The following is a 21,898-nucleotide window of genomic DNA, read 5'->3' on the forward strand; positions in this document are numbered from 1 at the left end:
CCGTCTCCCGGCCGCACCCCAATCGACGGCTCAAACTCCGAGATGCCGTTCGATCATGGAGTGGTCCCGCCGCAGGGTTTCGGCCGTCACCGTCTCCAGGTTGCGGCCGTTCTCGATGAACGCGACCCGATCCGCCACCGAGAGCACCGCATCGACCCGCTGTTCGACCAGAAGCACCCCGACGCCGCGGTCGCGCATCACCACGACGACCTGCCGGATCGCCTCGATCATAGAAGGTTGCAGGCCCTCGGTTGGCTCGTCCAGCAGCAGGTAGGACGGTTCGACGCAAAGCGCGCGCGCGGTGGCCAGCATCTGCTGTTCGCCGCCTGACAGCGTCTGTGCCCGCTGCCCCATGCGCTCGCGCAGACGGGGGAAGAGGTCCAGCACGCCCTCCAGAACGTCGCGGCCCGAGTTGCGGACCCGCAGCCCGATTTCGAGGTTCTGCGCCACGGTCAGCTCCGAGAACAGCCGCCGTCCCTGCGGGATGTAGCCGATGCCGGCGCCGGCGATGCGATGCGCCGGAAGGTCCGAGATGACCTGCCCGTTCAGCCGCACCTGCCCGCCCGTGAGCGGCACCAGTCCCATGATGGCCTTCATTGCGGTGGTCTTGCCCGCGCCGTTGCGGCCCAGCAGGCAGAGGATTTCGCCCGGTTTCACCGCCAGCGACAGCTCGCGCAGCACCTGGGCGCGACCATATCCGGCGTCGATGCGGTCGATCTCCAGCATCAGGCGGTTCCCAGATACGCGGCCTGCACCGCCTTGTCGGCGCGGATCTCGGCCGGTGTCCCTTCGGCCAGAATCTGCCCGAAATTCAGCACGCTTACCTTGTCGGCCGTCTCCATCACCACACTCATGTTGTGCTCGATTAGCAGGATCGTCGTGCTGGCGGCCAGGTCGCGCACCAGCGTCTTGAAGGCCGCGATCTCGCCATCCGACAGGCCCTGCGTCGGCTCGTCCAGGATCAGCAGCCGCGGCCGTTGCGCGAGACCCATGGCGATTTCAAGCAGCCGCTGGTGGCCATAGCTGAGGTCGCCCGCATTCTGCCCGATCCGGTCGGCCAGCCCGACGCGGTCGAGCGCCGACGCCACCGCCCGAGTCACGCCCGCGGAGGTGGCTTCCCGACGGCGCGCGGCCAGCGCGACGTTTTCCTGCACGGGGAGATTGGCGAAGACCGAGGTGATCTGGAAGGTATAGGCCATCCCGAGGTTGATCCGCCGATGCGCCGGCAGCGCCGAGATGTCGCGTCCGTCGAAGATCACCTGCCCCGAGGTGGGTTCGATCCGCCCGCACAGCAGGCTGACAAAGGTGGTCTTGCCGGCGCCGTTCGGGCCGATCAGTGCCCGCACTTCGCCTTCGGGGAGGTCGAAGTCGACATTCTCCACCGCCCTGAGGCCGGAAAAATGGCGGGTCAGGCCGCGGGTCGACAGCAGGCTCACGGCAGCCCCCGCCAGATGCGGCGGCGGACCTCGCCCGCCAGACCCTGCGGCGCGAAGAGTGTCAGCGCCACCAGGACCACGCCCGCGATCAGCATGTAGGCTGAGGTATAGCCGCTTGAGAGGTCGATCAGGTAGAACATGAAAAGCGTGCCGAGGAAGGGCCCGATTACCGTGCCGGCGCCGCCAAGCAGCACCCAGAGCAGCGGGAAGATCGAATATTGCACCGACGCGAAGGTTGCACCGACATACCCGAAGAGCAGCCCGTAGGCGGCCCCCGCCAGCGCCGCGATCCCGCCGGAGATCACCACCGCGCCAAGCTTGTGGGCGAATGTGTCATAGCCCAGCATCCGAGCCCGCTCTTCATTTTCGCGGATCGCCACGAGAACCCGCCCGAAGCGCGAACGCACCAGCAGCAGAACCCCGATCAGCACGGCGGCGAAGAGGATGAGCGCGGCCCAGTATCGCAGGCCGGCCTCCGAAAGGTCGAAGCCGAAAAGCAGCCTTTGCGCGCCCTGCAGGACAAAGCCTTCGTCCCCATGGGTGAGCGGCGCGAAGTAGAGGATGGTCAGATAGCCCGCCTGGGCGAACATCAGCGTCACGATCATGAAGGCGACGCCCGTCGTGCGCAGCGCCAGAAGGCCCAGCGCGGCGGCCACCGCGATCCCGGCGATCAGCCCGGCCAGCAGCGCCGCGCCCGGCCCCGCCCCGTATTGCGTGATCGCCAGCCCCATACCGTACATGCCCGCGGCGAAGAACAGCGCGTGGCCCAGGCTGAGCAGGCCGGTGTAGCCGAACAGGATATTGTATCCGGCCGCGTAGATGCTCAGCACCATGACCCGCGCCAGAACGCCGTGATGGTAGTCCGGCAGAAGGAAGGCGCCGGCGGCGAGCGCGGCCAGAAGCAATCCGTGGACCGCGATGCTGCGCGCGCCGTCGCTCATGCGCGGCGCACTCCGAACAGGCCCTGCGGGCGGAAGACCAGCACCAGCGCGACCAGCAGCGTGGCAAGGATCTTCGCCAGTGTCGGCGAGAAGAAGACCGAGATGATGCCGTCGGACAGACCGATCAGCACGGCGGCGACAACGGTGCCGGGCAAGGAGCCAAGTCCCCCGATGATGACCACGATGAAGGAGAGCAGCAGCGGATCGCCGCCCATCAGGTAATGCGCCTGCTGGATCGGCACGATGAGGACGGCGGCCAGCGCGGCGAGCCCAGCGCCGATACCGAAGACCATGGCATAGACACGCTCCACCGGAATGCCGAAGGCGAGCGCCATGTCGCGGTCGAGCTGCGTTGCCCGCATCAGCAGGCCGGTGCGCGTTCGCGCCATCAGCGCCCAGACCCCCAGCAGCACCACCACCGCCGCCCCGATCACGGCGAGCTTGTATGACGTCGTCGACAGGCCCCAGGGCCAGTAAAGCTGCAGGCCGTTCTCGCCCCACTCCACGAAGGGCAGCGCCAGGCGTGTGTTGAACGGCGGTTCGACCGGGCGCGCGTCGGGGCCGTAGGTCATCAGCGTCAGCTGCTGAAGGATGTAGAGGATGCCGATTGTCGCGACGATGGTGCGCTCCGGGTCGTAATTCACCCGCTTGAGCACCGTGACATCGGCAAGGATGGCGATGCCGCCCACGAGAAGAGGGGCAATGACCAAAGCCAGCAGGAAGCCGACAGCCGGATGCGCGTCGCCTACCAGATGCGCCACCCACCAGGCCAGCACCGCGCCGAGCATGAAGAATTCGCCATGCGCGACGTTGACCACCCGCATGACGCCGAAGACCAGACCAAGCCCCACGGCGGTAAGCGCCAGAACCGCCGCGGTCACGGCCCCTTCAAGTGAGGCGAGCAGAAGATAGGGGCCAATATCCATCGCCATCGACCCTGCCAGCGAAACACTGTCACGGCAAGAGGTTGGAGGTCTGACTGCGGCGACGAAAGAACCGGTCGCCCGTTCATTCATCCGGCGGCCTGTCGCCGATGCCAGGTCCCGAGCGGTGCCCCGACGCAGGGGCCGCCATTGTTCTCTTTTCTTTCAAACCGGGTTTTGCGACACTCCGCCCGGATGCCGCCGCCGGCGGCCCAGCGACTTGCCATGACCTGGCCTTGGGATTTCGATCAACAGGAGTATTTGACGATGGCCGATTTCGACGCACTGGTGCGCGACTCGCAGGCAAAGGTGGCCAAGAGCCAGTCCGAGATTCAGGCGATGACCAGCCGGATCGAGGCGGCCCGTGCCAAGATCGAGGCCGGCGAATCCGATATCGACATCGAAAACGCCACGCTGGACGACGTCCACAAGCATACCGACGTGATGAACGCCAATATCGCCGAGCTGATCATGGGGCTGGACGATGTGACCAGCGCCTTCTCGCGCGACTTCGACGAGATGCGCAACAAGACCGGCTGGGAAAGCTTTGTCGGCATCTTTTCCAAGGCCAAGTCGGATTCCATGCGGCAGGAACGGATGCGGATGGCCAGCATCGACGACAAGCTGCAGGATCTGATCTCAAAGTCGGACGTGATCGTCAAGCTGCTGGAAGGCCAGTTGAAGATGCTGGAGGAACAGAAGACCAAGGTTGGGGCGAACCTGTCGTCGACGCTGGACGAGCGCGAGGTGGTCGTTGGCGAGCTTGAAACGCTGCGCGCCGATATCCTGGCGATGGATCCGAAGATCATCGAGCTCGAGAACAAGATCAGTATGGAGCAGGACGCGGCAGCGCGCACCAAGCTGGAGACCGATCTGGCCGAGCTGAACGCGCGTTATAACGAGATGGTGCAGCAGGAGCAGGTGAAGCTCGCCAAGTCCCAGACGCTGGAGCGCTATATAGAGAAGGGCAAGACCTGGGTGGATTCGCTGCAGAACCAGGCGGCGACGCAGATGGTGCTGATCAACAAGCTGCAGACGGACACCAAACAGCGCGTGGTGCTGTATGATGCGCTGAGCAAGTCGCTGAAGACGGCCCAGCAGCAGGACGTGGCGCACCGGATCAACGAGATCGGCGTGAAGACCGACCAGGAGGCCCAGACCGCCATGGCCGCCATCGGCACCGCGACCAACCAGAAGATGGCCGACATGCTGGAGGCGCACGAGGGTCACATGGTCTTTGCCCGCGAGGTGCTGGAGGCCAAGGCCAAGGCCGACGAACGCTTTGCCCGGCGTTTCGCGGCGATTGTCGAGAAACATGACAAGAATCTTTATGGCGAGTGACACCGGCGGGTTTTGCGGCGCATCCAGACCATGACCAACCTCGCAGAAGATCACACCGGCCTGATGGACACCTTTGTCAGCCGCCGCTATTTCCGCAAGTTCGAAACGATCATGGGCCATCTGGGCCGGGTCGGGGCGGTGATGGAGGCGGATGGCCAGCTGACGCGGGAAGAGGTCGCGATCCTCACGCGTTACATGATGGCGCTGACCTTCACCTTTCGCGCGCTGTCGATGAAATACCTGATGGTCGGCCGCGATACGGGACGCTTCTTCGGCTCGCTGACGATCGATACCTCCGACAGCGGGTTTCCGGTCGCCTCGGAACTGATGACGATGGCGAACGACGCGCAGGCGGCGGCGAGTCACCTTGCAGGGATGCCGTCGGAGGAGCCGCTGAAAGAAGAGATGGTCCGCACCATCATCAGCGCGAACGAGATCCCGACGAAGCTGCAATTCGCCCTGTCGCAGCGGAAATACTACCAGGAGCTTCTGCGCGGCCAGCTCTTCTGGGTGCAGAACCACCCCGAGTGCCAGTGGATCGGCAACATCTCCGACACGCGGCGGCGGTTCCTGCTGCACTGGGCGGCCTATGACACCCAGACCAACCTTCCTGTCATCTACCTGATGGAGGTCGAGGATACCGGGCGCACGGCCCTGCCCAAGGACCAGCGGCGCTGGCCCGAGGTGCAGGCGCATCTGATGGCACAGGCGCTGGACGGGCTGAAGCTCTTGACCATCGCCAAGGGGTTTGACGAGGATTTCGACGACCTGCACCCCAAGCGGCTGCGGCGCTGGCACATCGGGCCGATGTATTCCCATGCCTTCACCCACCAGACCGGACCGCTGCGGCAGGTGCTGGCGGATGCGGACGCGCCCGAAGGGCAGGACTGGGCGCTGGTCTGGACGGTGGAGGAACTGCAGAGCGAGAGCGTGAAGCAGGAACGCGCGGGATGGTTTGGCACTGTGGAGCGCGAGGTATTTGCCCTCGACCCCTTTGCAGGACGCGGCGCGGACACCGGGGCGACGCTGACCGAACGCTCGATCATCCTGCCGCAGCGTCCGTTTCAGGTCTTGGCCGAGCAAAACCCGCCGGGATTTGCGAGCGTGCGGAAATTCGTTGTGGGCGAAGGCGGGCGGGTGCTTCGGTATTGAGCGGGGCGGTGCGTGCCAGGCACGTGCCCTACAACGTCGTCCGTAGGGTACGTGCTTGCACGCACCGATATTTGAGAGGAACGCGCCGAGATGAGCCTGAATGCCGACCAGATGGAACTGCGCGAGGAGGATATCCGCAAGCATTACGCGACGGCCGTGGCGATGCTGGAAGGCTTCGACCACGCACCCCGTATCGCAAGGGCGGCAGCCACCCCTTCCCCCGAACGCTCTTCGGGCATCGGCGCGCGCCGGGCATTCCGGTCAACCACGCCGGGGCTGGTGACGCGGCAGACGGCGCGGCCCGAGGGCGTACATCTGCTGGAGAGGGTGCAAGCGGCGGACGATGGAGACGTTCTCGTCTCGACCGCGCAGGCCACGGTGATGAACGCGCTGCGCCGTGCGGTGGCCATCGCGCTGGCGGTGGCCGAGAATTACGCGACCGCGACCCCGCTGGCCGACCTGAAACGCGCGAACCTTGCAGGAGACCTGCCGGCGGCACGCAGGACCGAGTTTTCGGAGCTGCTGGCGGCAGAGGCGCTGGTGGCGCTGCACGTCTTCGGCAACGCTCTGGCCTATCTTCTGTCCTCCCATGCCAGCGAGGTCAGCGTCGAGGTCGGTGAAGTCGAGGAGATCCTGACCGACAACAGCCTGTTGGCGCTGCATGGCGCGCTGTGGGAGCTGGATCAGGATGTGGCCACCCATGCCAATGACGATCCGCGCCTGATCGCGACGATGGCCGCCTTCGCCGAACAACTGATGGAGAAGGTCGCCCTGCGCGCGCAGAACGCGGGCCATCTCGGCGCCTTCACCGGCGCGACCTGGAAGGTCGAGGCGGACGATCTGACGATCCGCGGGTTCACCCCGGCGTCGAAGGCGAAGTCGACCACCCTTACAATGACCTTCAAGAAGCCGAACGAAGTTGTGGGCAACCACATCGCCAAATACCAGGCGATGAAGCTGTCGAAGATGCTGATGGCCTATGACTTCGAGCGCCGGCTCAACCCCTTCGCGGAACTCGGCGGCTTCATCTTCACCTTCATGGGCGACGGCAAGCCCGGGACCGGGAAGACGACGCTGATCCAGATGATGGCGGGGCTGATCAACGACTATTGTCAGGTGGCAGGCTATCCTTTCCGCTACCAGAACCTGAGCGTCGACAATATCGACAGCTACCAGGGCAAGTCGGGACAGAACGCCAAGGCCTTCATCAACAATGTCATTGATCCCACCGTCATCGGCTTCGGCACCATCGACGACATCGACCAGCTGGCCGGCAAGCGGGGCGACCGGCAGTCCTCGGCCGGGCAGCTGGAGATCACGGCGGTGCTGATGGAGAGTTTTGCCGGGGCGAATACGGTGGTGCGGGGCAACTGCACCTTCGGCATGTTCTCGAACTACCCCGAGAACGTCGACGACGCCCTTCGGCAGCGCGCCGGCGCGCGTTTCCTAGTCGACGGACCGATCACGCGCGAGGATTACATCGACATCCTCGCCTTGCTGATGGGCAAGAACCACTCGATCCCGCTGGGGGCGCATGAACTGTTCGCGGCGCAGGAGATCAAGAAGGCGGTGGCGGCCTCCTTCGAGAGCCATTCGAAGCCGCATGAAGAGGGGCTGGTGGCCGTTTTTGACCGGGTACATGCGCAGGTCGGTCAGCTCGACACGATTGCCAAGCTCGGGACATACCTTAAGGCGATTCAGGAGGCGGACCCGCGATTCACCGGGCGGGCGATCAAGAATATCACCGACGCGATCAAGGTGCGCGCGATGGATTTCGAATTGCCGGACGAATGGATGGAGAACCCGGAACTTTTCCTGTTCAAGTCCTACGACGAGAAGAAGGCGATGATCTCGGACCTGCGCCAGCCGATTACGGTGGAGATGGTCATTCAAGAGATCAATCGCTATGCCGATTCCGAATTCCGTTATGCGGACAAGTCGGATGAAGTGGCGATCGAGAACATGATCCGAGAATTCGGACGAACAGAGGAGGCGAAACGGCGGTATCTGGAGGGTAAGGCCTGAAACGGTCCCCTCCGGAATGAAAGGACAATAAGAACTTTTTAAGGAAAGGATTTTCCGATGGCGGTTCCAGCCCATCTCAAACCCCAACCGCACAAGCTGCGCAAGGGCGATACGCTCGTTTCCCTACTGAAGGCGCAGGGATTTTCCGCAAAGGCTGCGGACTGGGTTTTCAGTCTTGATGCCAACAGGAAACTGCGAACCGACAAGGGCTACAAATCCCACACCGACATTCAGCCCGGTGACGTGGTTTATATCCCGGTCATGACCAAGGACCAGATCCACATGGCCATCGACCTGCTGATGCGGGTGCAATTCGAAGCCAGCAACATTCTCAAGGTGGACGATTTCCAGCAGCGGGTTTACGATACCGAGGATACGATTGCGAAAGCCGAAGCACAGCTGGACCAGATCTGGAGTTCGCTTCCCCCCGCCGGGCAGGCCCTGCGCAATTCGGCTGAGGAATGCAGAAAGAAGCTCAGCCGCAGTCCGGTCTGGAACGATATGATCAAGTGCCTGGTCGAGATCGAGAAATGGGGCAAGGAACGCCAGAAGCTCGACAAGGAAACAATGAATCGGGTCAATCAGCTGGAAAGTACGCTCCGGAAAGCACGATCCGAGCTTTCTTCGGCGCAGAGTTCGCTGGAGCGCCTGCGGCAGATCTCGACAAACGTCGAGAAATACGCCCAGTCGGTGGAAAGCTCTCTGCGTCCCTTTGCGTCCAGCAAGTTCTGATCGGATCCAGACCGCGCCCTCGTTTGCCGCCGGTCATGGCCACGGTGTTGGTTTCGCATCGGCAATCAGGTGAATTCGCGCTCCGGGGCAGCACCCTATCGGCGGGCACAGCATGGATGGTGTAGATTGACTGTCATGATCCTCCACGTCGCTCTTCCGGTTGTCATGCTGATGGGTCTCGCAGCCGCCCTGCCCCACCTGATGCTGCGCCTCGTGCCGGAAACCTTCGCGGGCGTCCTGCTCAACGCCGGGATTTGCGCGGTTCTGCTGACGCTGATTTCTGCCGGCTACTTCTTCGCCAGCTATATGGCCCGAAACACCGCCCTGATCGACCTCGCCGGGATTGCCCCGGCGGCGACGCTGGTTCATTTCCTGGGGCTGGGCCTTGGCGCGGGTCTGGTCTGGGGGCCGGTTCTGGTGTTGAGTGTCAGCTATACCCCCGCGCGTTGGAAGGAGAACGTCTGGTGAGACGCCTGATCGAAAAGGGCCTGATGTTCGGCAATCTTTACCGCGTGGCCTCGCCCGCGCTGGTGGAGCGCTACAATCGCGCGCTGGAGCATCTGACGGGGAAGCGGACGAAACTGACCGATTTCCACATCGACCTGTCGGGGTATTCGCCCGAGATCGGGGATGAATTCGACGACCAGCTCTACCTCAACCACAACGGGGTGAACCGACAGTTCATCCTGCTGAGCACCGAGCAGCGCAGCGCGCCGTTGCTTAACGTGAAGTTCTCGACTTCTCGGACGATCCTAAAACAGTTCATCGCCGACAACGAGGCGCAGCTTTTCGCGCTGACGGCGACGGATGCCGTCGCCGGCGAGCTGGTCAATTCGGTCTTCGATATCTCCGAGCCGAGCCGGCTGTTCGAGGTGGCGAAGATCCGCATCGAATGCGACACCACCAGCGGCACCATCCGGCACGCCCAGAAGCTGGCCGAACTGGTCGACCGCTTCAAGGCCGAGGAAGACGGCTGGTTCGACGATGTGCTGATTGCCGAGATGATCGGCCAGGCCAAGAAGTCCGGAGACATCACCCGCAATCCGGTGCGCCTGAAACGGCAGGACTATCAGCAGCCGGATTTCTGGACCGCGCATTTCGGCGGGCTGTACCTGTTTCAGTCGGTGGAACATCCGGCGGTGATCTCGACCGGACCGAAAGAGGCGCTGGGGAAACTGCCGATCAAATATGTCTTCGATCTGAACGACCGAAACCAGATCGCGAAGTTCTTTGACTACAACGGTCTGGTCGAGCCGATCGTGAAAGCCCGCGGCATCGACGCGGCGGCGATCCTGGCGCAGAAAATGGACTTCATCGTGATCGACGCGGCAGCCGACCTCGGGATGGACCTCACGGGGTTGACCCGCACAGACATCCGCCGACTGGCCCGGCAGAACGCACAGCGGCTTCCACGTGAGTATCACGGGCTGCGTGATCTTCTGAGATGGGCCACAGAGGGCGGTTCCTGGCCGCGTATCACCTCGGACGATCCGTCCTATTTCTACTCGCTGCGCGCCGCCGATACGCCGCTGGCGGACCTGGTGAACATGCTGTTGGCGAATCTGACCCCGCTCGACATCCGACAGCTGTTCATCTGCCACAAGGAACTGTTCTATCGGCTTTATGCCACCTGGCCGGACTCCAAGCGCGCTTTTGTCGCCGATTTCCTTGCGCGCGAGTATCAGGTCGACAAGGCCGGCGCGCGGGCGGCGTTGTTCGGGCGCGAGCCGGACATGAAGAACGAGGTGCCCGTTTCGCCAGTCGAGGACATCGTGCGCCGGGTCGGCCCCTGGGGTGCGGTGGGGAGATAGCGGATGGCATTCATAAGGCTGATGCTTCTGGGTCTCATCGCCTGTACGGCGGCCTATCTGCTGATCTCTGTCTATTCCCGCTCGGTGCGGCGCGAGAGGCTGGAAAAACGCTGGGCGGAAGAGCACCCGGAAGGGGATGACCCCGTGGCGCGCGATGCCTATATCGAGCAGGGCATGGCCGACTATCAGCGCGGGTTTCGCCGAAAGCTGATCTGGCTTGTCTATGTGGTCCCGTTGATCGCGCTGATCGCGGTGCAATATGTCGTAAACGTCAACTGAGGCCCGAATGCGCTACGTGAAATGGACCCTGATTGCCCTCGTCGTGCTCGTGATCGGCGGCTTCCTGCATTACACGCTGCCGCGCCACGACGTGGTGAGGGTGGTGAACACCTATCAGGAACGGCAGGAGCTGGACGACTGGACCCGGATCTTCTGGGCCAAGCCCGACGATCTGTCCGCCCGCCTGGTCAACCGCGATGTGCAGTTCATTCAGACGGTGAAGGCCAACGGCAAGCCTCGGGTCTATCGCAACGAAGACACCGGCTGGTCCTGGCCGCCCTATTTTAAGTTCGACACGGCCAATCTGCTGACCCAGGCCGACGATCTGAAATCGACGGCGGATAATCCGCGCTGGGCCGTCGTGACCTTCTATGGATGGCGCATCGAATGGTTGTCGGCATTTCCGAACGCCATCGCGATCAAGCCGGTGGCCGGGCCCGACGTGACCATAATTCCCTGGTTCAACATCTTCTTCTTCACCTTCCTGCTCGTGGCCTTCCTGTTCCTGCGGGCCGTCTGGCTTCAGTTCCGCGAGCGCACAATCGATCCCGCCCTGGAAGAGGCTAGCGAGCGTTGGGATGCCGTAGAAGATAATGTGGCGGAACGGCGCGGCCGGTTCACCCGCTGGCTCGACACCTGGCGCACAAAAAAACGATAAGCGGAAAAATCCCGGGAACCACATTCGATCTGTGACGTTTGAAGATCGAACCGGTTATTTTGCCGGATCGCTTCTGTCCCCATCCGGGGTGTCCCTCCCGGAACAGGCGCCTGCTCTTCTTCCCCCGGAGCAGGCGCCTTTTTATTCTTCGCACGTCAGTCGGCGAAAAGCCCTGCGGGTTCGATAATCGCCTTGGCTTTCTCTGGCGAGATGGTCAGGAATTCGGCCAGCCTCGTGGCATTCTCTTCTGGAGAGGAGGTTTCGCGCAAACGGCCGTGGCGGGGAAACTCTGCGTCACGAATGCGGTCGGATTCGTAGACCATGTCGTTGCGGATGGTCGGAAGCAGCCTTGCCAGCGTGGCAACGCTGGTCTGTTCGCCGGCGAGACCGACGCGGCGGGCGTGGCCGATCAGGTAGTTATCGCTGAACTGGCATTCGACCTCGAGCATCCGGGTCAGCGAGCGGTCCGAGAAGAAGTCGTGCATAAGGTCGAGGTTCGAGGGATCCATGCAGACGATCAGGCGGTCCGTCTCGAAATACTCGAACAGCATCCGCATCAGCGCGCGGCGGTGGCGGGTGCGTTTTTCCAGCGTCGCCTGGATGCCGCCCAGATCGGGCAAAGCGGCGTCCTCCTCGTTGAACAGATAATCGATGGCCGGCACGTTGGTGGCCTGCCGTATCCGTTCCAGCAGACGCTTGGCCACATGCCACTTCTTGCAGACCACGATCATCAGTTCGCGTTCGCGCCCCAGACTGCCTTCGGCTTCCCAGAACCGCATGCCAAAACGCCGCCCGATCCGGCCGCGCCCGGTGAGGAAGCTGTAAAGGCTTCGGCCCTCGTTCGAAATCTGGAAGGCGACGTCCTGAGCCGCGTAAAGCCGGCCGAGACGCGCCTTGAGATCGGTCGCCTCGGGGCTGATCTTGCGGGCGAACAGATAGTCCTGCGAAAGCAGCAGGTCGTAGTGGTCGTTGTAGAAGGTAACCGGCAGACCATAATCCGAAAACAGCAGGAAAGTGAGCGTCCGGCTTTCGATCTGATCGGAGGGGACGAGATGGCGCACGAGTGTCTGGAAGAAGGTCTCGTCCGGAATCCATGTGGTACGGAAGAACCGCAGGACGTCGCGCCGTTCGCGCACCATCGCCAGGATCCACTCGACCGTGCGGCGGCGCAGGCACCACCACTGGCTGCCGATCTGCACCTGGATATCCGGGGGGATCGCGCGTTTCAGGCGCAGCTTTTTCTGCAGGTTCACGGCGGCATAGAACCGGCGCTTCTGCGTGCGCTCATTGAAGTAATGGCGATAGATCAGCCGGTCTTCCTTCATCCCCGTCTTGATCCAGTCGCTGTCGAAGAAATCGAAACTCTCGATGAAATCGACATCGCGCGCATCGAGGAAGGCATGGGCGTATTCGGCGGTCTTGATCGCCATGCAGTCGCCCGAGAGCATGTAGAAATGTGTGGCCCGAGGAAAGGCTTCGATGGCGCTTTGCAGCGCGTGCAGCGTGGCCTGCACCAGCGACCACTCGCCCCAGCCGCATCTGATGCGTTTTGCCGCGAAGGTGATGTTGGGCGTACCGTCCAGCTCGGCGCGGATGCGGCGATAGTCCTCGTCCGGTGCGCGGCCGTCGAAATGAATCGACATGTAGTCGCCCGCGACGGTCAGCCGCCGCGCCTGCTGGATGATCGCCTGCGGATCCTTGTGGCACAGCAGGATATACGCGATTTTGGCCATACGGGGGTTCAGCCGCCTTCGGAACCGGGAGTTCCTGGAACGATAGTGGCGAAGACGCCCTGAATAAACCAGCAATCGCGCAGACCGTCACGGCCTGGCTGCGGTTCTCAGGATTTCGAACCGACGTTTTCTGCAAAGGCCACCTTGAAGGCCGCCTGCGTGTCAGCGTCCGCCTCGGTCTGATGCCTGGATTTCCATTCGTCCATGGTCATGCCGTAATAAATCTCGCGCGCCTCGTCCTTGCCCATCTCGATGCCCTTCTCGTTGGCGGCTTCCTGATACCAGCGCGCCAGGCAATTGCGGCAAAAGCCGGCGAGATTCATCAGGTCGATGTTCTGGACGTCGGTGCGGTCTTCCATCAGGTGCTTGCGCAGGCGACGGAAGGCGGCGGCTTCGAGTTCGATTTCGGTCTGGCGGTCCATGTCGTCCTCCTGTTGCACAGGCCCGATGTAGGCATCCACCCTGCGCTTGTCACCCCGGATCAGAGACCCGAAGCCGCAAGCGCTGAGGTGAGGATGGGCGCGAGGCGGGCTGCCCAGGCCTTCTGGCCGGCATCGTCGGCGATCAGGTCATTGCGCAGTTCGACCAGCACATTGGGCCTGCCGGGCAGGATCGCGTGACGGTCCACCGCATCGCCCGGCAGGTGGCCAGAGTAGGGTTCGTTGTCCCCCACACAGAGGTCCGGTTCTGCCCGCAGCAGCGCCATCAGTGGCTGTGCGAGCCGGTCGTCGCTGGCATAGAGCACGCCGATCTGCCAGGGCCGCGGTTCGCGTCCCCTGAGCTGACGCGTGAAGCTGTGCATCGAAAGCAGAATCGAGCCGGGGCGGGCCATCAGCCGCGCGAGTTCGCGGTGATAGGGGCGATGGCACATCTCCATGCGCCGCTCCCGCTCGGCCGCGTCGGCATGGCGATTGGCCGGGATCACGGAGCCGTCGTAAAGCTTCATCAGCAGCGTCGGGTCATCCTCGCCCCGGTTCGGGTCGATGACCAGTCGCGAGAAGTTTGAGGCGATCACCGGCGCGTCAAGCAGTTCGCCCAGGTGCCGCGACACGCCAAGCGCGCCGACGTCATAGGCGATATGGCGCTCCATATCCTCGCGCGGCAGGCCCAGGTCGCCGCCGTTCACATCCGGCGGAACCACGTTGGTGGCGTGATCGCAGGTGATCAGCCAGCGTCCCGGGCGGTCCTCGCCAAAGGTGAAAACGGGTGTATATGTCATGTGCCTGCCTCGACTTCACTTCTCTTTAGGCCAGTTGCCCGTAAATGGGAATCGGGTCATAACCGGCAGCAAGATGTTTGCGGTAACGCTCGAAGGAGATGCGGCATGAGACGCGGTAGAAACGTCAAGATCGTCGCCACCCTCGGGCCGGCGTCATCGTCCTACGAGATGATCCGCAAGCTGCATGAGGCCGGCGCCGACGTGTTCCGGCTGAACATGAGCCACGGCACCCATGACGAGATTCGCGCCAAACATGCCCATATCCGCAAGGTAGAGGCAGACCTCGACAGCCCGATCGCCATTCTGGCCGACCTTCAGGGCCCGAAGCTGCGCGTGGGCGAGTTCGCGACCGGCAGCGAAGAGCTGGAGGCCGGCGCGGCCTTCCGTCTCGATCTGGATGATACACCGGGCGACGCCACGCGCGTGTGCCTGCCCCACCCCGAGATCTTTGCAGCGCTGGAACCGGGCAAGCGGCTGTTCGTTAACGACGGCAAGATCCGCCTCAAGGTGGAACGCTGCGGCCCGGATTTCGCCGAATGCTCGGTGACGACGGGGGGCACCATCTCGAACCGCAAGGGCGTGAACGTGCCCGACGTGGTCCTGCCGCTCGCCGCCCTGTCCGAGAAGGACCGCGAAGACCTCGAATTCGCCTGCGAACTGGGGATCGACTGGCTGGCCCTGTCGTTCGTGCAGCGCCCGGCCGATGTGGACGAGGCGCGCGCGCTGGCCAAGGGGCGCGCCGCAATCCTCTCGAAGATCGAGAAGCCCTCTGCCGTTGAGAACTTCGGCGCGATCCTCGCCGCGTCGGACGGAATCATGGTGGCCCGCGGCGACCTGGGCGTCGAATTGCCGGTGCAAGCGGTGCCGCCGATCCAGAAGCGCCTGGTCCGCGAATGCCGCGCCGCGGCCAAGCCAGTGATCGTCGCCACCCAGATGCTGGAAAGCATGATCGAAAGCCCGATGCCGACACGCGCCGAGGTCTCGGACGTGGCAACCGCAATCTATGAGGGCACCGACGCGATCATGCTTTCCGCCGAAAGCGCCGCGGGCAAATATCCGATCGAGGCGGTCGGCACGATGGACCGGGTGGCTGCCGAGGTCGAGACCGACCCGAACTACAAGCAGATCATCGCCGCCTCGCGCACCGGCCGCGCCTCGACCGTCGCCGACGGGATCGTCGCGGCCGCGCGCGAGATCGCCGAAACCACCGACATCAAGGCGATCTGCTGCTTTACACAGTCGGGGACGACCGCTCTGCTGACCGCGCGCGAACGGCCCGGCCTGCCGATCATCGCCATGACGTCGCAACGCCGCACGGCGCGGCGGCTGGCGCTGAGCTGGGGCTGCAACTGCGTGATGACCGAGGAACTGCACCGGTTCAAGATGGCCGTGGTGAACGCGGCGCGTGCCGCACGCAGGGGCGGCTTTGCGACCGAGAAGGACCAGATCGTGGTGACAGCCGGCGTGCCCTTCAACGTGCCCGGCACCACCAACATCCTGCGCGTCGCCCCCTGTGACGAGCGGCTGATCTTCAACACGGATCCCGGCTGATCCGCGCATCCGGAGCGTTGCCTTCATGACGCCTGACGAGTTGCTGACAACCGGACTGGTTCTCTGCGCGCTGGCGATTCCGGCGATGGCTTCGGCCCTGGTTGACGGCCGTCCGCCGCGGTCGGCCATGCTGACCCTTCTGATCGCCTTCGGCCTGATCATCTGGGCCGAACGGGTCAATCCCGGCGGCTATCGCCTGGCCGACGTGCCGACGGCCTTCTATTCGGTGATCGGCTCGATCCTGCGCTGACGGGCCTCGGCTTTGCATACGGTTCTGCACAGCCGTGCGGGTGTGCAAAGCCACATTCCGCTTGCAACCCCGCAAGACCCTGCCTATACGGCGCCTCTGATCCGCGCGGCCGGCCAATGTGGCATGCCGAGTCGCGCCTATACCGCACCGGAAGAACAGGAGAGCGAAATGCCCAAGATGAAGACCAAGTCGAGCGCCAAAAAGCGCTTCAAGATGTCCGCCACGGGCAAGGTGATCACCGCCCAGGCCGGCAAGCGCCACGGCATGATCAAGCGGAGCAAGAAATTCATCCGCGACGCCCGTGGAACCACCACCCTTTCCGCCCCCGACGCCAAGATCGTCAAGGGCTACATGCCCTACGACCGCTGATAGGAGGCCTGAGAGATGTCCCGAGTCAAAGGTGGAACGACCACTCACGCCCGTCACAAGAAGGTTCTGAAGGCCGCCAAAGGCTATTTCGGTGCCCGCCGCAGCAACTTCCGCACCGCGACGCAAGCTGTAGACAAGGCGAACCAGTATGCAACGCGCGACCGCAAGGTGCGCAAGCGGAACTTCCGCGCGCTGTGGATTCAGCGGATCAACGCCGCCGTCCGCGCCCATGACGAAGCGCTGACCTATTCGCGTTTCATCAACGGCCTTTCGCTGGCCGGTATTGAAGTCGACCGCAAGGTGCTGGCCGACCTGGCCGTGCACGAGCCCGAAGCCTTCGGCGCGATTGTCGAAAAGGCCCAGGCCGCTCTGAACGGCTGAGGCTTATTCCAAGCCGGTTAGAAAGGCGCCTTCCGGGGCGCCTTTTTTCATTCCTTGGGGGTTCGGCAGGGGGGCCGGACCTGTGAGGGGACCAGGCCGAAAATGTCGCGTCCCTCGAAGGCGAGCGCCAACAAATGTTGCAGGACGCCCGCCTTGGCCAGTGTTCACTGCCAAGCCCGGCAAGCGCCACCGGATGGCCCCGCCGGGGTGGCCTGTTCCAGTTTGATCGGAACTGCCGCCCGCCCCGTCGCGTTCCCGTTGTATCGAACAGAGAGGGAACTCTATGTCCAGTTATCCGCGCTTCCTGCTGATGATCGCCACGTCAACCGTTGTGATGTTCTGCCTGACCTATCTCAATTCCTATGCACTCGGGCATGTCTACTTCAGCGAGACGCGGCTTTACATGGCGCTGCTGATGGGTGCGGTAATGGCGGTGGTGATGCTGACCTTCATGCTTGGGATGTATCGCAACCGGATGGCCAATTTTGCCATATTCGCCGGTGCAGTCGTTGTATTCTCTGTCTCGTTGTTCCTGGTGCGATCGCAGGAGACCGTAGAAGACCTGTCCTGGATGCGCGCGATGATCCCGCACCATTCGATTGCGATTCTCACCTCGGAAAGGGCGCATTTGTCGGACCCGCGGGTGCGCGAGCTCGCCAACGGGATCATCGAGGCCCAAAAGCGTGAGATTGCCGAAATGGAGGCACTGATCGCCGATCTTGACGGGCACGCCGGCACAACCGCGCAGGTGAGCCAATGACCGCCGCGACATCGGACTCCGCTGTCGACCGCCCGCGCGCCGTGCTCTACCGCATGGCGACACCCGATCATCTCTGCCCCTATGGACAGAAAAGCCGTTATCTTCTGCAAAAGGAAGGTTTCGAGGTCGAGGATCATCTGCTCACCAGCCGCGAAGAAACCGATGCCTTCAAGCAGAAGCATGGCGTGGAGACCACGCCGCAGACATGGATCGATGGCGAAAGGGTCGGCGGCTATGATGCGCTGCGCGAACGTTTTGGCCTGAAGGACGACAGCGACACAACCTACCGCCCGGTGATCGCGATATTCGCCATCGCAGCGCTGCTGGCGGGGATTCTGGTCTGGCTGACCGATGCCACCGCGATGCGCGGGGTCGAATGGTTTGTCGCGCTGGCGATGGTGTTGCTGGCGCTGCAAAAGCTGCAGGACGTCGAGAAGTTCTCGACGATGGTGCTGAACTACGATCTGCTCGCCCGGGCGTGGGTACCCTACGGTTATGCCTACCCCTATGCCGAGGCGCTTGCCGGGCTTCTGATGGTGGGCGGGCTGCTGCCGTGGCTCTCTGGCCCCCTGTCGCTGTTCATCGGGACGGTTGGCGCGGTTTCTGTGTTCAAGGCGGTTTATATCGACAAGCGCGAGCTCAAGTGCGCCTGCGTCGGCGGGGACAGCAACGTGCCGCTGGGGTTCGTGTCGCTGTCCGAGAATCTTGCAATGATGGCAATGGGTGTCTGGACGATCATCAAGCTGCTGGCCTGAGCGGCCTTTGCATCAGCGCGCAGATTGCGCCCACCAGCAGGATACCGGCCGCCACCGCAAGGCTGACGCCGATGCCCCCCATCAGATCGCCCAGCAGCCCGGCTCCATAAGGACCGACCGTCTGGGCCACGGCGAAGATCACGGTGAACAGGCTGATAGCGCGGCCCCAGGCGGCGGGTTCCAGGTTGCGCCGCACGAAATTCGTAACGGCACCGGGCGACATGAACACGCACAGCCCGAAGATTGCGGCCGAGACGACCAGGCCGGCGCCCGTCGGGACCAGCACGGGCAGGACCGATCCGGTAGCGATTCCGCCAAGCACCATCGCCAGCGGCAAGCCGTTGTCGAAGCGGGCGAAGACGGGCCGCCAAAGGAAGGGTGACAGGCACAGGCAGAAGCCGAGCATCACCCAGACAGCGGCGATAAGTCGGGCGGAGGCGCCCTGTTCGGTCATCCAGGCGGACAGGAAGGTGAAATAGACGATATAGCCGAGACCAAAGCCCGCATAGCCTGCCATTTCCCCGAGGATCGACCGCAGGGGCAGCGGCGCGGCGTGCCGTTCGGTCTGCCTTGGCGGACGCACCGAATGGGCGGCCCAGAAACTGAGGGGGAGTATGGCAAAGCAGGCCAGCCCGATCAGGGTCCAGGCCCAGGGCCAGGATCCGTTGCCCCAGGCATCGATCATCAGCGGCAGAACCGCCCCCGCCAGCACGATCCCGAGACCCCCGCCAAATCCGAACAGCAGGGCGATGGCCAGCGCGTTCTTGCGCGGCTCGTCCCGGAACAGCTGCGCCGTCAGAACACCGGCCGTCGAAAACGACATGGCTCCAAACAGCCCAGCAAGAACGCGCCAGAGCGTCTGCCACCAGAGCGCCTCGTCCTGTCCCGTGGCGAAAAGCGCAACTGCCGTGGTCACCAGTCCGAAGTTGAACAGATGCGATGGATTGATCCGGCCAATCAGGATCATGGTCAGCACCGCGCCCGCCATGTAACCCAACGCATTGGCCGTGTTGAGCCAGCCGGCCTGCGCATAGGTCCAGCCGAGTTCGGCCTTCATCGCCGGCAGGATCAACCCATAGGCGAAGCGGGCAAAGCCGTTTGTTACCGTGACGCCCAGCGCCAGGCCGAACAACACCAGCCAAGGGCGGTCGGGGCCGGTATCAGAGACCGTCATAGACGGCCCGCTCGAAGGCTCCGTAGAGCCGGACCATCCCCGGTTCGAGGAACGGCAGGGATTGCGTCATCAAGATCGCTGCAATGCCTGTTGTCGGGTCGATCCAGTAGTGCGTGTTGCAGATGCCCGCCCAGCCGAGCGATCCGGCGCGGCGCTTGCCGGCCACGTCGGCTTCATTGCGGACGAAGGCGAAGCTATGGGTCGGCGCAGGCCCTGGCGCGAGCGGCAGGTCGGCAGTGACGCGTGGATCGACCGACACCATCGGGCGCAGCGTCAGGCCGCGCATCTGGTCTGCAAACATCAGCTCCGCAGTCTCGGGCGACAGCAGGCGCACGTCGTCCAGCGCGCCTCCGTTCAGCACCATGCGCAGAAACCGCATGTAGTCGGGCGCGGTGGAAAAAAGAGCGTGGCCCATTCCGTAGAATTCCGGCTGCGCCGGCGGGCCCATGCGCATCGGGGCAAAGCCGCCTTCGGAAGTGCGCCGCGAGACCTGCGCCAGGCGGTCGGCCACGGCATCGGCTTCGAACACTGTGTCGGGCATGCCGAGCGGGTCGAAGATCTCTTCGCGGCAGAAGGCGTCGATGCGCCGCCCGTCCACGGCCTCGACCACCTGTCCCAGCCAGTCGGTCGACGGGCCATAGCCCCAGCGCGTGCCCGGATCCGAGGTGAGGACGCCCATCAGCCCGGCCTTGCGGCCGGTGACGACCGAAGGGTTGCCGGTCACTTTCAGCCAGCGCAAGGTATCCGCGCTCCAGCTGTCGTATTCGATCCCGCTGGTGTGGGTTGCGAGGTGGTGCACCGTCGCGACCGTGCGCGGTTTGCGCATGCGGGGTTCGTCGCCGTCCCAGCCGTCGATAACGTCGAGATCGTTCCAAGCCGGCAAGACGTCCGCCACCGGCGTGTCAGGCGTCAGCCGCCCCCGGTCGATCAGCATCAGTGCCGCAAGTGCACCGATCGCCTTCGACATCGAATAGATCCGGAAGACCGTGGTCTCCGCAGCCGCCATTCCGGGCGCCGCCTCGCCCGCCGCGCCGCTGAAGGTCACGCCGGCGGCGGTGCCCGTCATCGCGACCACAAAGGGCACCTGCCGCTTGGCCACGCCCTCGTCCAGCACCCTCTGCAGATCGTTCATTGTGGCCCTCCCCGACTCAGGCGCCACGCTATCGGCGGTATCGGGCAAGGTCCATTGCCCAACGGCCCGCCAATCGCGCATTGCATTTGGCCATCGTGGCGGCTAGCAGAGCGTGACTTTGAACCGGAGACCGTCATGGACGATCTGAGAACCAGATATCTCGACGCAATCGCCGGCGCGACCGACGAGGATGCGCTGGAGGCCGTGCGTGTCGCGGCGCTGGGCAAGAAGGGCGAGATCGCGCTGAAGATGCGCGAACTGGGCGGCATGAGTCCCGAACAGCGCCAGACAGCCGGCCCTGCGCTGAATGCGTTGAAGGACGAGATCAACGCGGCGCTTGCGGCCAAGAAGGCGGCGTTGGGGGATGCCGCTCTGGATGAACGGCTGCGCGCCGAATGGCTGGATGTGACATTGCCCGCGCGCCACCGCCGGGCCGGGACGATCCACCCCGTCAGCCAGGTGACGGAAGAGCTGACCGCGATCTTTGCCGAGATGGGCTTTTCCGTCGCGCAAGGGCCGCGCATCGACACCGACTGGTACAATTTCGACGCGCTGAACATCCCCAGCCACCATCCGGCGCGCGCCGAGATGGACACCTTCTACATGCACCGGGCCGAAGGCGACAATCGCCCGCCGCATGTGCTGCGCACCCACACTTCGCCGGTCCAGATCCGCACGATGGAGGCTCAGGGCGCGCCACTGCGCATCATCTGCCCGGGCGGCGTCTATCGCGCCGACTACGACCAGACGCACACGCCGATGTTCCACCAGGTCGAAGGCCTTGCCATCGACAAGGACATCTCGATGGCCAATCTGAAATGGACTCTGGAAGAGTTCTTTTCGGCCTTCTTCGAGATCGACGGCATCAAGACCCGCTTCCGTGCGTCGCATTTCCCCTTCACCGAACCTTCGGCCGAGGTGGATATCCAGTGCAGCTGGATCGACGGCCAGCTCAAGGTCGGCGAAGGCGATGGCTGGCTTGAGGTTCTGGGGTCGGGCATGGTTCATCCCAAGGTGCTGCAGGCCAGCGGCGTCGATCCAGAGCAATGGCAGGGCTTTGCCTTCGGTATGGGGATCGATCGGATCGCGATGCTGAAATACGGCATCCCCGACCTGCGTGCCTTCTTCGACAGCGACCTGCGCTGGCTGCGCCATTATGGGTTCGCCTCGCTCGACGTCCCGACGCTGCATGGCGGGCTGAGCCGCTAAACCCTGCAGAACGGGCCAAGCGCGCCGTCGCCCTCGCGGGCGGCGGGCGGTTCCGTCTTGCCCGTCC

At 63.7% G+C, this 21,898-nt stretch carries 24 protein-coding genes; 15 read left to right on the plus strand and 9 right to left on the minus strand.

The annotated features are described in order from the left end of the window. Positions 1-30: 30 nt before the first annotated feature. From ACFO5X_RS01750 to ACFO5X_RS01765, 4 genes are read right to left on the minus strand one after another with little or no spacing between them, the layout of a single operon-like run. A complete protein-coding gene (locus tag ACFO5X_RS01750) occupies positions 31-726 on the minus strand; it encodes an ABC transporter ATP-binding protein (protein ID WP_380715297.1) in 696 nt (231 codons plus the stop codon). Then, entirely contained in the window at positions 726-1,436 is a 711-nt protein-coding gene (locus tag ACFO5X_RS01755; protein ID WP_380715299.1) for an ABC transporter ATP-binding protein, read from the minus strand. The genes ACFO5X_RS01750 and ACFO5X_RS01755 overlap by 1 nt, the downstream gene beginning before the upstream one ends. After that, entirely contained in the window at positions 1,433-2,377 is a 945-nt protein-coding gene (locus tag ACFO5X_RS01760) for a branched-chain amino acid ABC transporter permease (RefSeq protein WP_380715301.1), read from the minus strand. Before ACFO5X_RS01760 ends, ACFO5X_RS01755 begins: the two co-directional genes overlap by 4 nt. Further along, positions 2,374-3,303 carry a branched-chain amino acid ABC transporter permease gene (locus ACFO5X_RS01765; protein WP_380716359.1) on the minus strand — a complete coding sequence of 310 codons (930 nt, stop codon included), beginning with the start codon at positions 3,301-3,303 and terminating at the stop codon, positions 2,374-2,376. Before ACFO5X_RS01765 ends, ACFO5X_RS01760 begins: the two co-directional genes overlap by 4 nt. Before the next feature lie 264 nt (positions 3,304-3,567). Between ACFO5X_RS01765 and ACFO5X_RS01770 the strand changes: the two genes are divergently transcribed. The 8 genes from ACFO5X_RS01770 to ACFO5X_RS01805 all read left to right on the plus strand — a co-directional run bounded on the left by ACFO5X_RS01770 (position 3,568) and on the right by ACFO5X_RS01805 (position 11,298). Continuing rightward, positions 3,568-4,641, plus strand: a complete 1,074-nt coding sequence (locus tag ACFO5X_RS01770) for a hypothetical protein (protein ID WP_380715303.1) — start codon at positions 3,568-3,570, stop codon at positions 4,639-4,641. A 30-nt stretch (positions 4,642-4,671) separates the two neighbouring features. Continuing rightward, positions 4,672-5,793, plus strand: a complete 1,122-nt coding sequence (locus tag ACFO5X_RS01775; protein WP_380715306.1) for a hypothetical protein — start codon at positions 4,672-4,674, stop codon at positions 5,791-5,793. Positions 5,794-5,883: 90 nt separating this feature from the next. Then, positions 5,884-7,818 carry an ATP-binding protein gene (locus ACFO5X_RS01780; RefSeq protein ID WP_380715308.1) on the plus strand — a complete coding sequence of 645 codons (1,935 nt, stop codon included), beginning with the start codon at positions 5,884-5,886 and terminating at the stop codon, positions 7,816-7,818. Positions 7,819-7,875: 57 nt separating this feature from the next. Next, positions 7,876-8,550 carry a hypothetical protein gene (locus tag ACFO5X_RS01785; protein ID WP_380715311.1) on the plus strand — a complete coding sequence of 225 codons (675 nt, stop codon included), beginning with the start codon at positions 7,876-7,878 and terminating at the stop codon, positions 8,548-8,550. Positions 8,551-8,676: 126 nt separating this feature from the next. Further along, positions 8,677-9,018, plus strand: a complete 342-nt coding sequence (locus ACFO5X_RS01790; RefSeq protein WP_380715312.1) for a hypothetical protein — start codon at positions 8,677-8,679, stop codon at positions 9,016-9,018. Continuing rightward, positions 9,015-10,361, plus strand: a complete 1,347-nt coding sequence (locus ACFO5X_RS01795; RefSeq protein WP_380715314.1) for a DUF6638 family protein — start codon at positions 9,015-9,017, stop codon at positions 10,359-10,361. Before ACFO5X_RS01790 ends, ACFO5X_RS01795 begins: the two co-directional genes overlap by 4 nt. A 3-nt stretch (positions 10,362-10,364) precedes the next feature. Further along, a complete protein-coding gene (locus ACFO5X_RS01800) occupies positions 10,365-10,640 on the plus strand; it encodes a hypothetical protein (protein ID WP_380715316.1) in 276 nt (91 codons plus the stop codon). Between the two features lie 7 nt (positions 10,641-10,647). Next, positions 10,648-11,298 (plus strand): DUF1523 family protein, encoded by a 651-nt coding sequence (locus ACFO5X_RS01805; protein WP_380715317.1) that lies wholly within the window; start codon positions 10,648-10,650, stop codon positions 11,296-11,298. Positions 11,299-11,453: 155 nt separating this feature from the next. Here the strand turns inward: ACFO5X_RS01805 and ACFO5X_RS01810 are convergent, their stop codons facing one another. The 3 genes from ACFO5X_RS01810 to ACFO5X_RS01820 form a co-directional block, all read right to left on the minus strand. Then, positions 11,454-13,031, minus strand: a complete 1,578-nt coding sequence (locus ACFO5X_RS01810; protein ID WP_380715319.1) for a DUF5928 domain-containing protein — start codon at positions 13,029-13,031, stop codon at positions 11,454-11,456. Between the two features lie 107 nt (positions 13,032-13,138). Then, entirely contained in the window at positions 13,139-13,453 is a 315-nt protein-coding gene (locus tag ACFO5X_RS01815) for a DUF1244 domain-containing protein (RefSeq protein WP_380715321.1), read from the minus strand. Between the two features lie 59 nt (positions 13,454-13,512). Next, a complete protein-coding gene (locus tag ACFO5X_RS01820; protein ID WP_380715323.1) occupies positions 13,513-14,250 on the minus strand; it encodes an N-formylglutamate amidohydrolase in 738 nt (245 codons plus the stop codon). Positions 14,251-14,355: 105 nt separating this feature from the next. Between ACFO5X_RS01820 and pyk the strand changes: the two genes are divergently transcribed. The 6 genes from pyk to ACFO5X_RS01850 all read left to right on the plus strand — a co-directional run bounded on the left by pyk (position 14,356) and on the right by ACFO5X_RS01850 (position 18,316). Continuing rightward, positions 14,356-15,801 carry a pyruvate kinase gene (pyk, locus tag ACFO5X_RS01825; RefSeq protein WP_380715325.1) on the plus strand — a complete coding sequence of 482 codons (1,446 nt, stop codon included), beginning with the start codon at positions 14,356-14,358 and terminating at the stop codon, positions 15,799-15,801. Positions 15,802-15,826: 25 nt separating this feature from the next. Then, positions 15,827-16,051: a hypothetical protein gene (locus ACFO5X_RS01830; RefSeq protein ID WP_380715327.1), complete on the plus strand. Its 225-nt coding sequence runs from the start codon at positions 15,827-15,829 to the stop codon at positions 16,049-16,051. A gap of 168 nt (positions 16,052-16,219) precedes the next feature. Continuing rightward, a complete protein-coding gene (gene rpmI, locus ACFO5X_RS01835; RefSeq protein WP_380715330.1) occupies positions 16,220-16,420 on the plus strand; it encodes a 50S ribosomal protein L35 in 201 nt (66 codons plus the stop codon). 15 nt (positions 16,421-16,435) lie between these two features. Continuing rightward, positions 16,436-16,801 carry a 50S ribosomal protein L20 gene (rplT, locus tag ACFO5X_RS01840; RefSeq protein ID WP_380715332.1) on the plus strand — a complete coding sequence of 122 codons (366 nt, stop codon included), beginning with the start codon at positions 16,436-16,438 and terminating at the stop codon, positions 16,799-16,801. Positions 16,802-17,084: 283 nt separating this feature from the next. Then, the gene (locus tag ACFO5X_RS01845; protein WP_380715333.1) at positions 17,085-17,561 is read left to right on the plus strand and encodes a DUF305 domain-containing protein; all 477 of its coding nucleotides are present in this window, start codon (positions 17,085-17,087) and stop codon (positions 17,559-17,561) included. Beyond that, positions 17,558-18,316, plus strand: a complete 759-nt coding sequence (locus tag ACFO5X_RS01850; protein ID WP_380715335.1) for a MauE/DoxX family redox-associated membrane protein — start codon at positions 17,558-17,560, stop codon at positions 18,314-18,316. Before ACFO5X_RS01845 ends, ACFO5X_RS01850 begins: the two co-directional genes overlap by 4 nt. On the opposite strand, the gene ACFO5X_RS01855 is transcribed toward ACFO5X_RS01850, so the two are convergent. Both ACFO5X_RS01855 and ACFO5X_RS01860 read right to left on the minus strand, forming a co-directional pair. Beyond that, positions 18,300-19,490 carry a YbfB/YjiJ family MFS transporter gene (locus ACFO5X_RS01855; protein WP_380715337.1) on the minus strand — a complete coding sequence of 397 codons (1,191 nt, stop codon included), beginning with the start codon at positions 19,488-19,490 and terminating at the stop codon, positions 18,300-18,302. The two genes, ACFO5X_RS01850 and ACFO5X_RS01855, sit on opposite strands and share 17 nt — an antisense overlap. Beyond that, on the minus strand, positions 19,477-20,622 hold the full coding sequence (locus ACFO5X_RS01860; protein ID WP_380715340.1) for a serine hydrolase domain-containing protein: 1,146 nt from the start codon (positions 20,620-20,622) through the stop codon (positions 19,477-19,479). Before ACFO5X_RS01860 ends, ACFO5X_RS01855 begins: the two co-directional genes overlap by 14 nt. Positions 20,623-20,757: 135 nt before the next feature. Between ACFO5X_RS01860 and pheS the strand changes: the two genes are divergently transcribed. Beyond that, positions 20,758-21,831: a phenylalanine--tRNA ligase subunit alpha gene (gene pheS, locus ACFO5X_RS01865; RefSeq protein WP_380715342.1), complete on the plus strand. Its 1,074-nt coding sequence runs from the start codon at positions 20,758-20,760 to the stop codon at positions 21,829-21,831. Positions 21,832-21,898 lie beyond the last annotated feature (67 nt).

The organism is Seohaeicola nanhaiensis (assembly GCF_042654245.1).
Taxonomy (GTDB): Bacteria; Pseudomonadota; Alphaproteobacteria; order Rhodobacterales; family Rhodobacteraceae; genus Seohaeicola_A; species Seohaeicola_A nanhaiensis.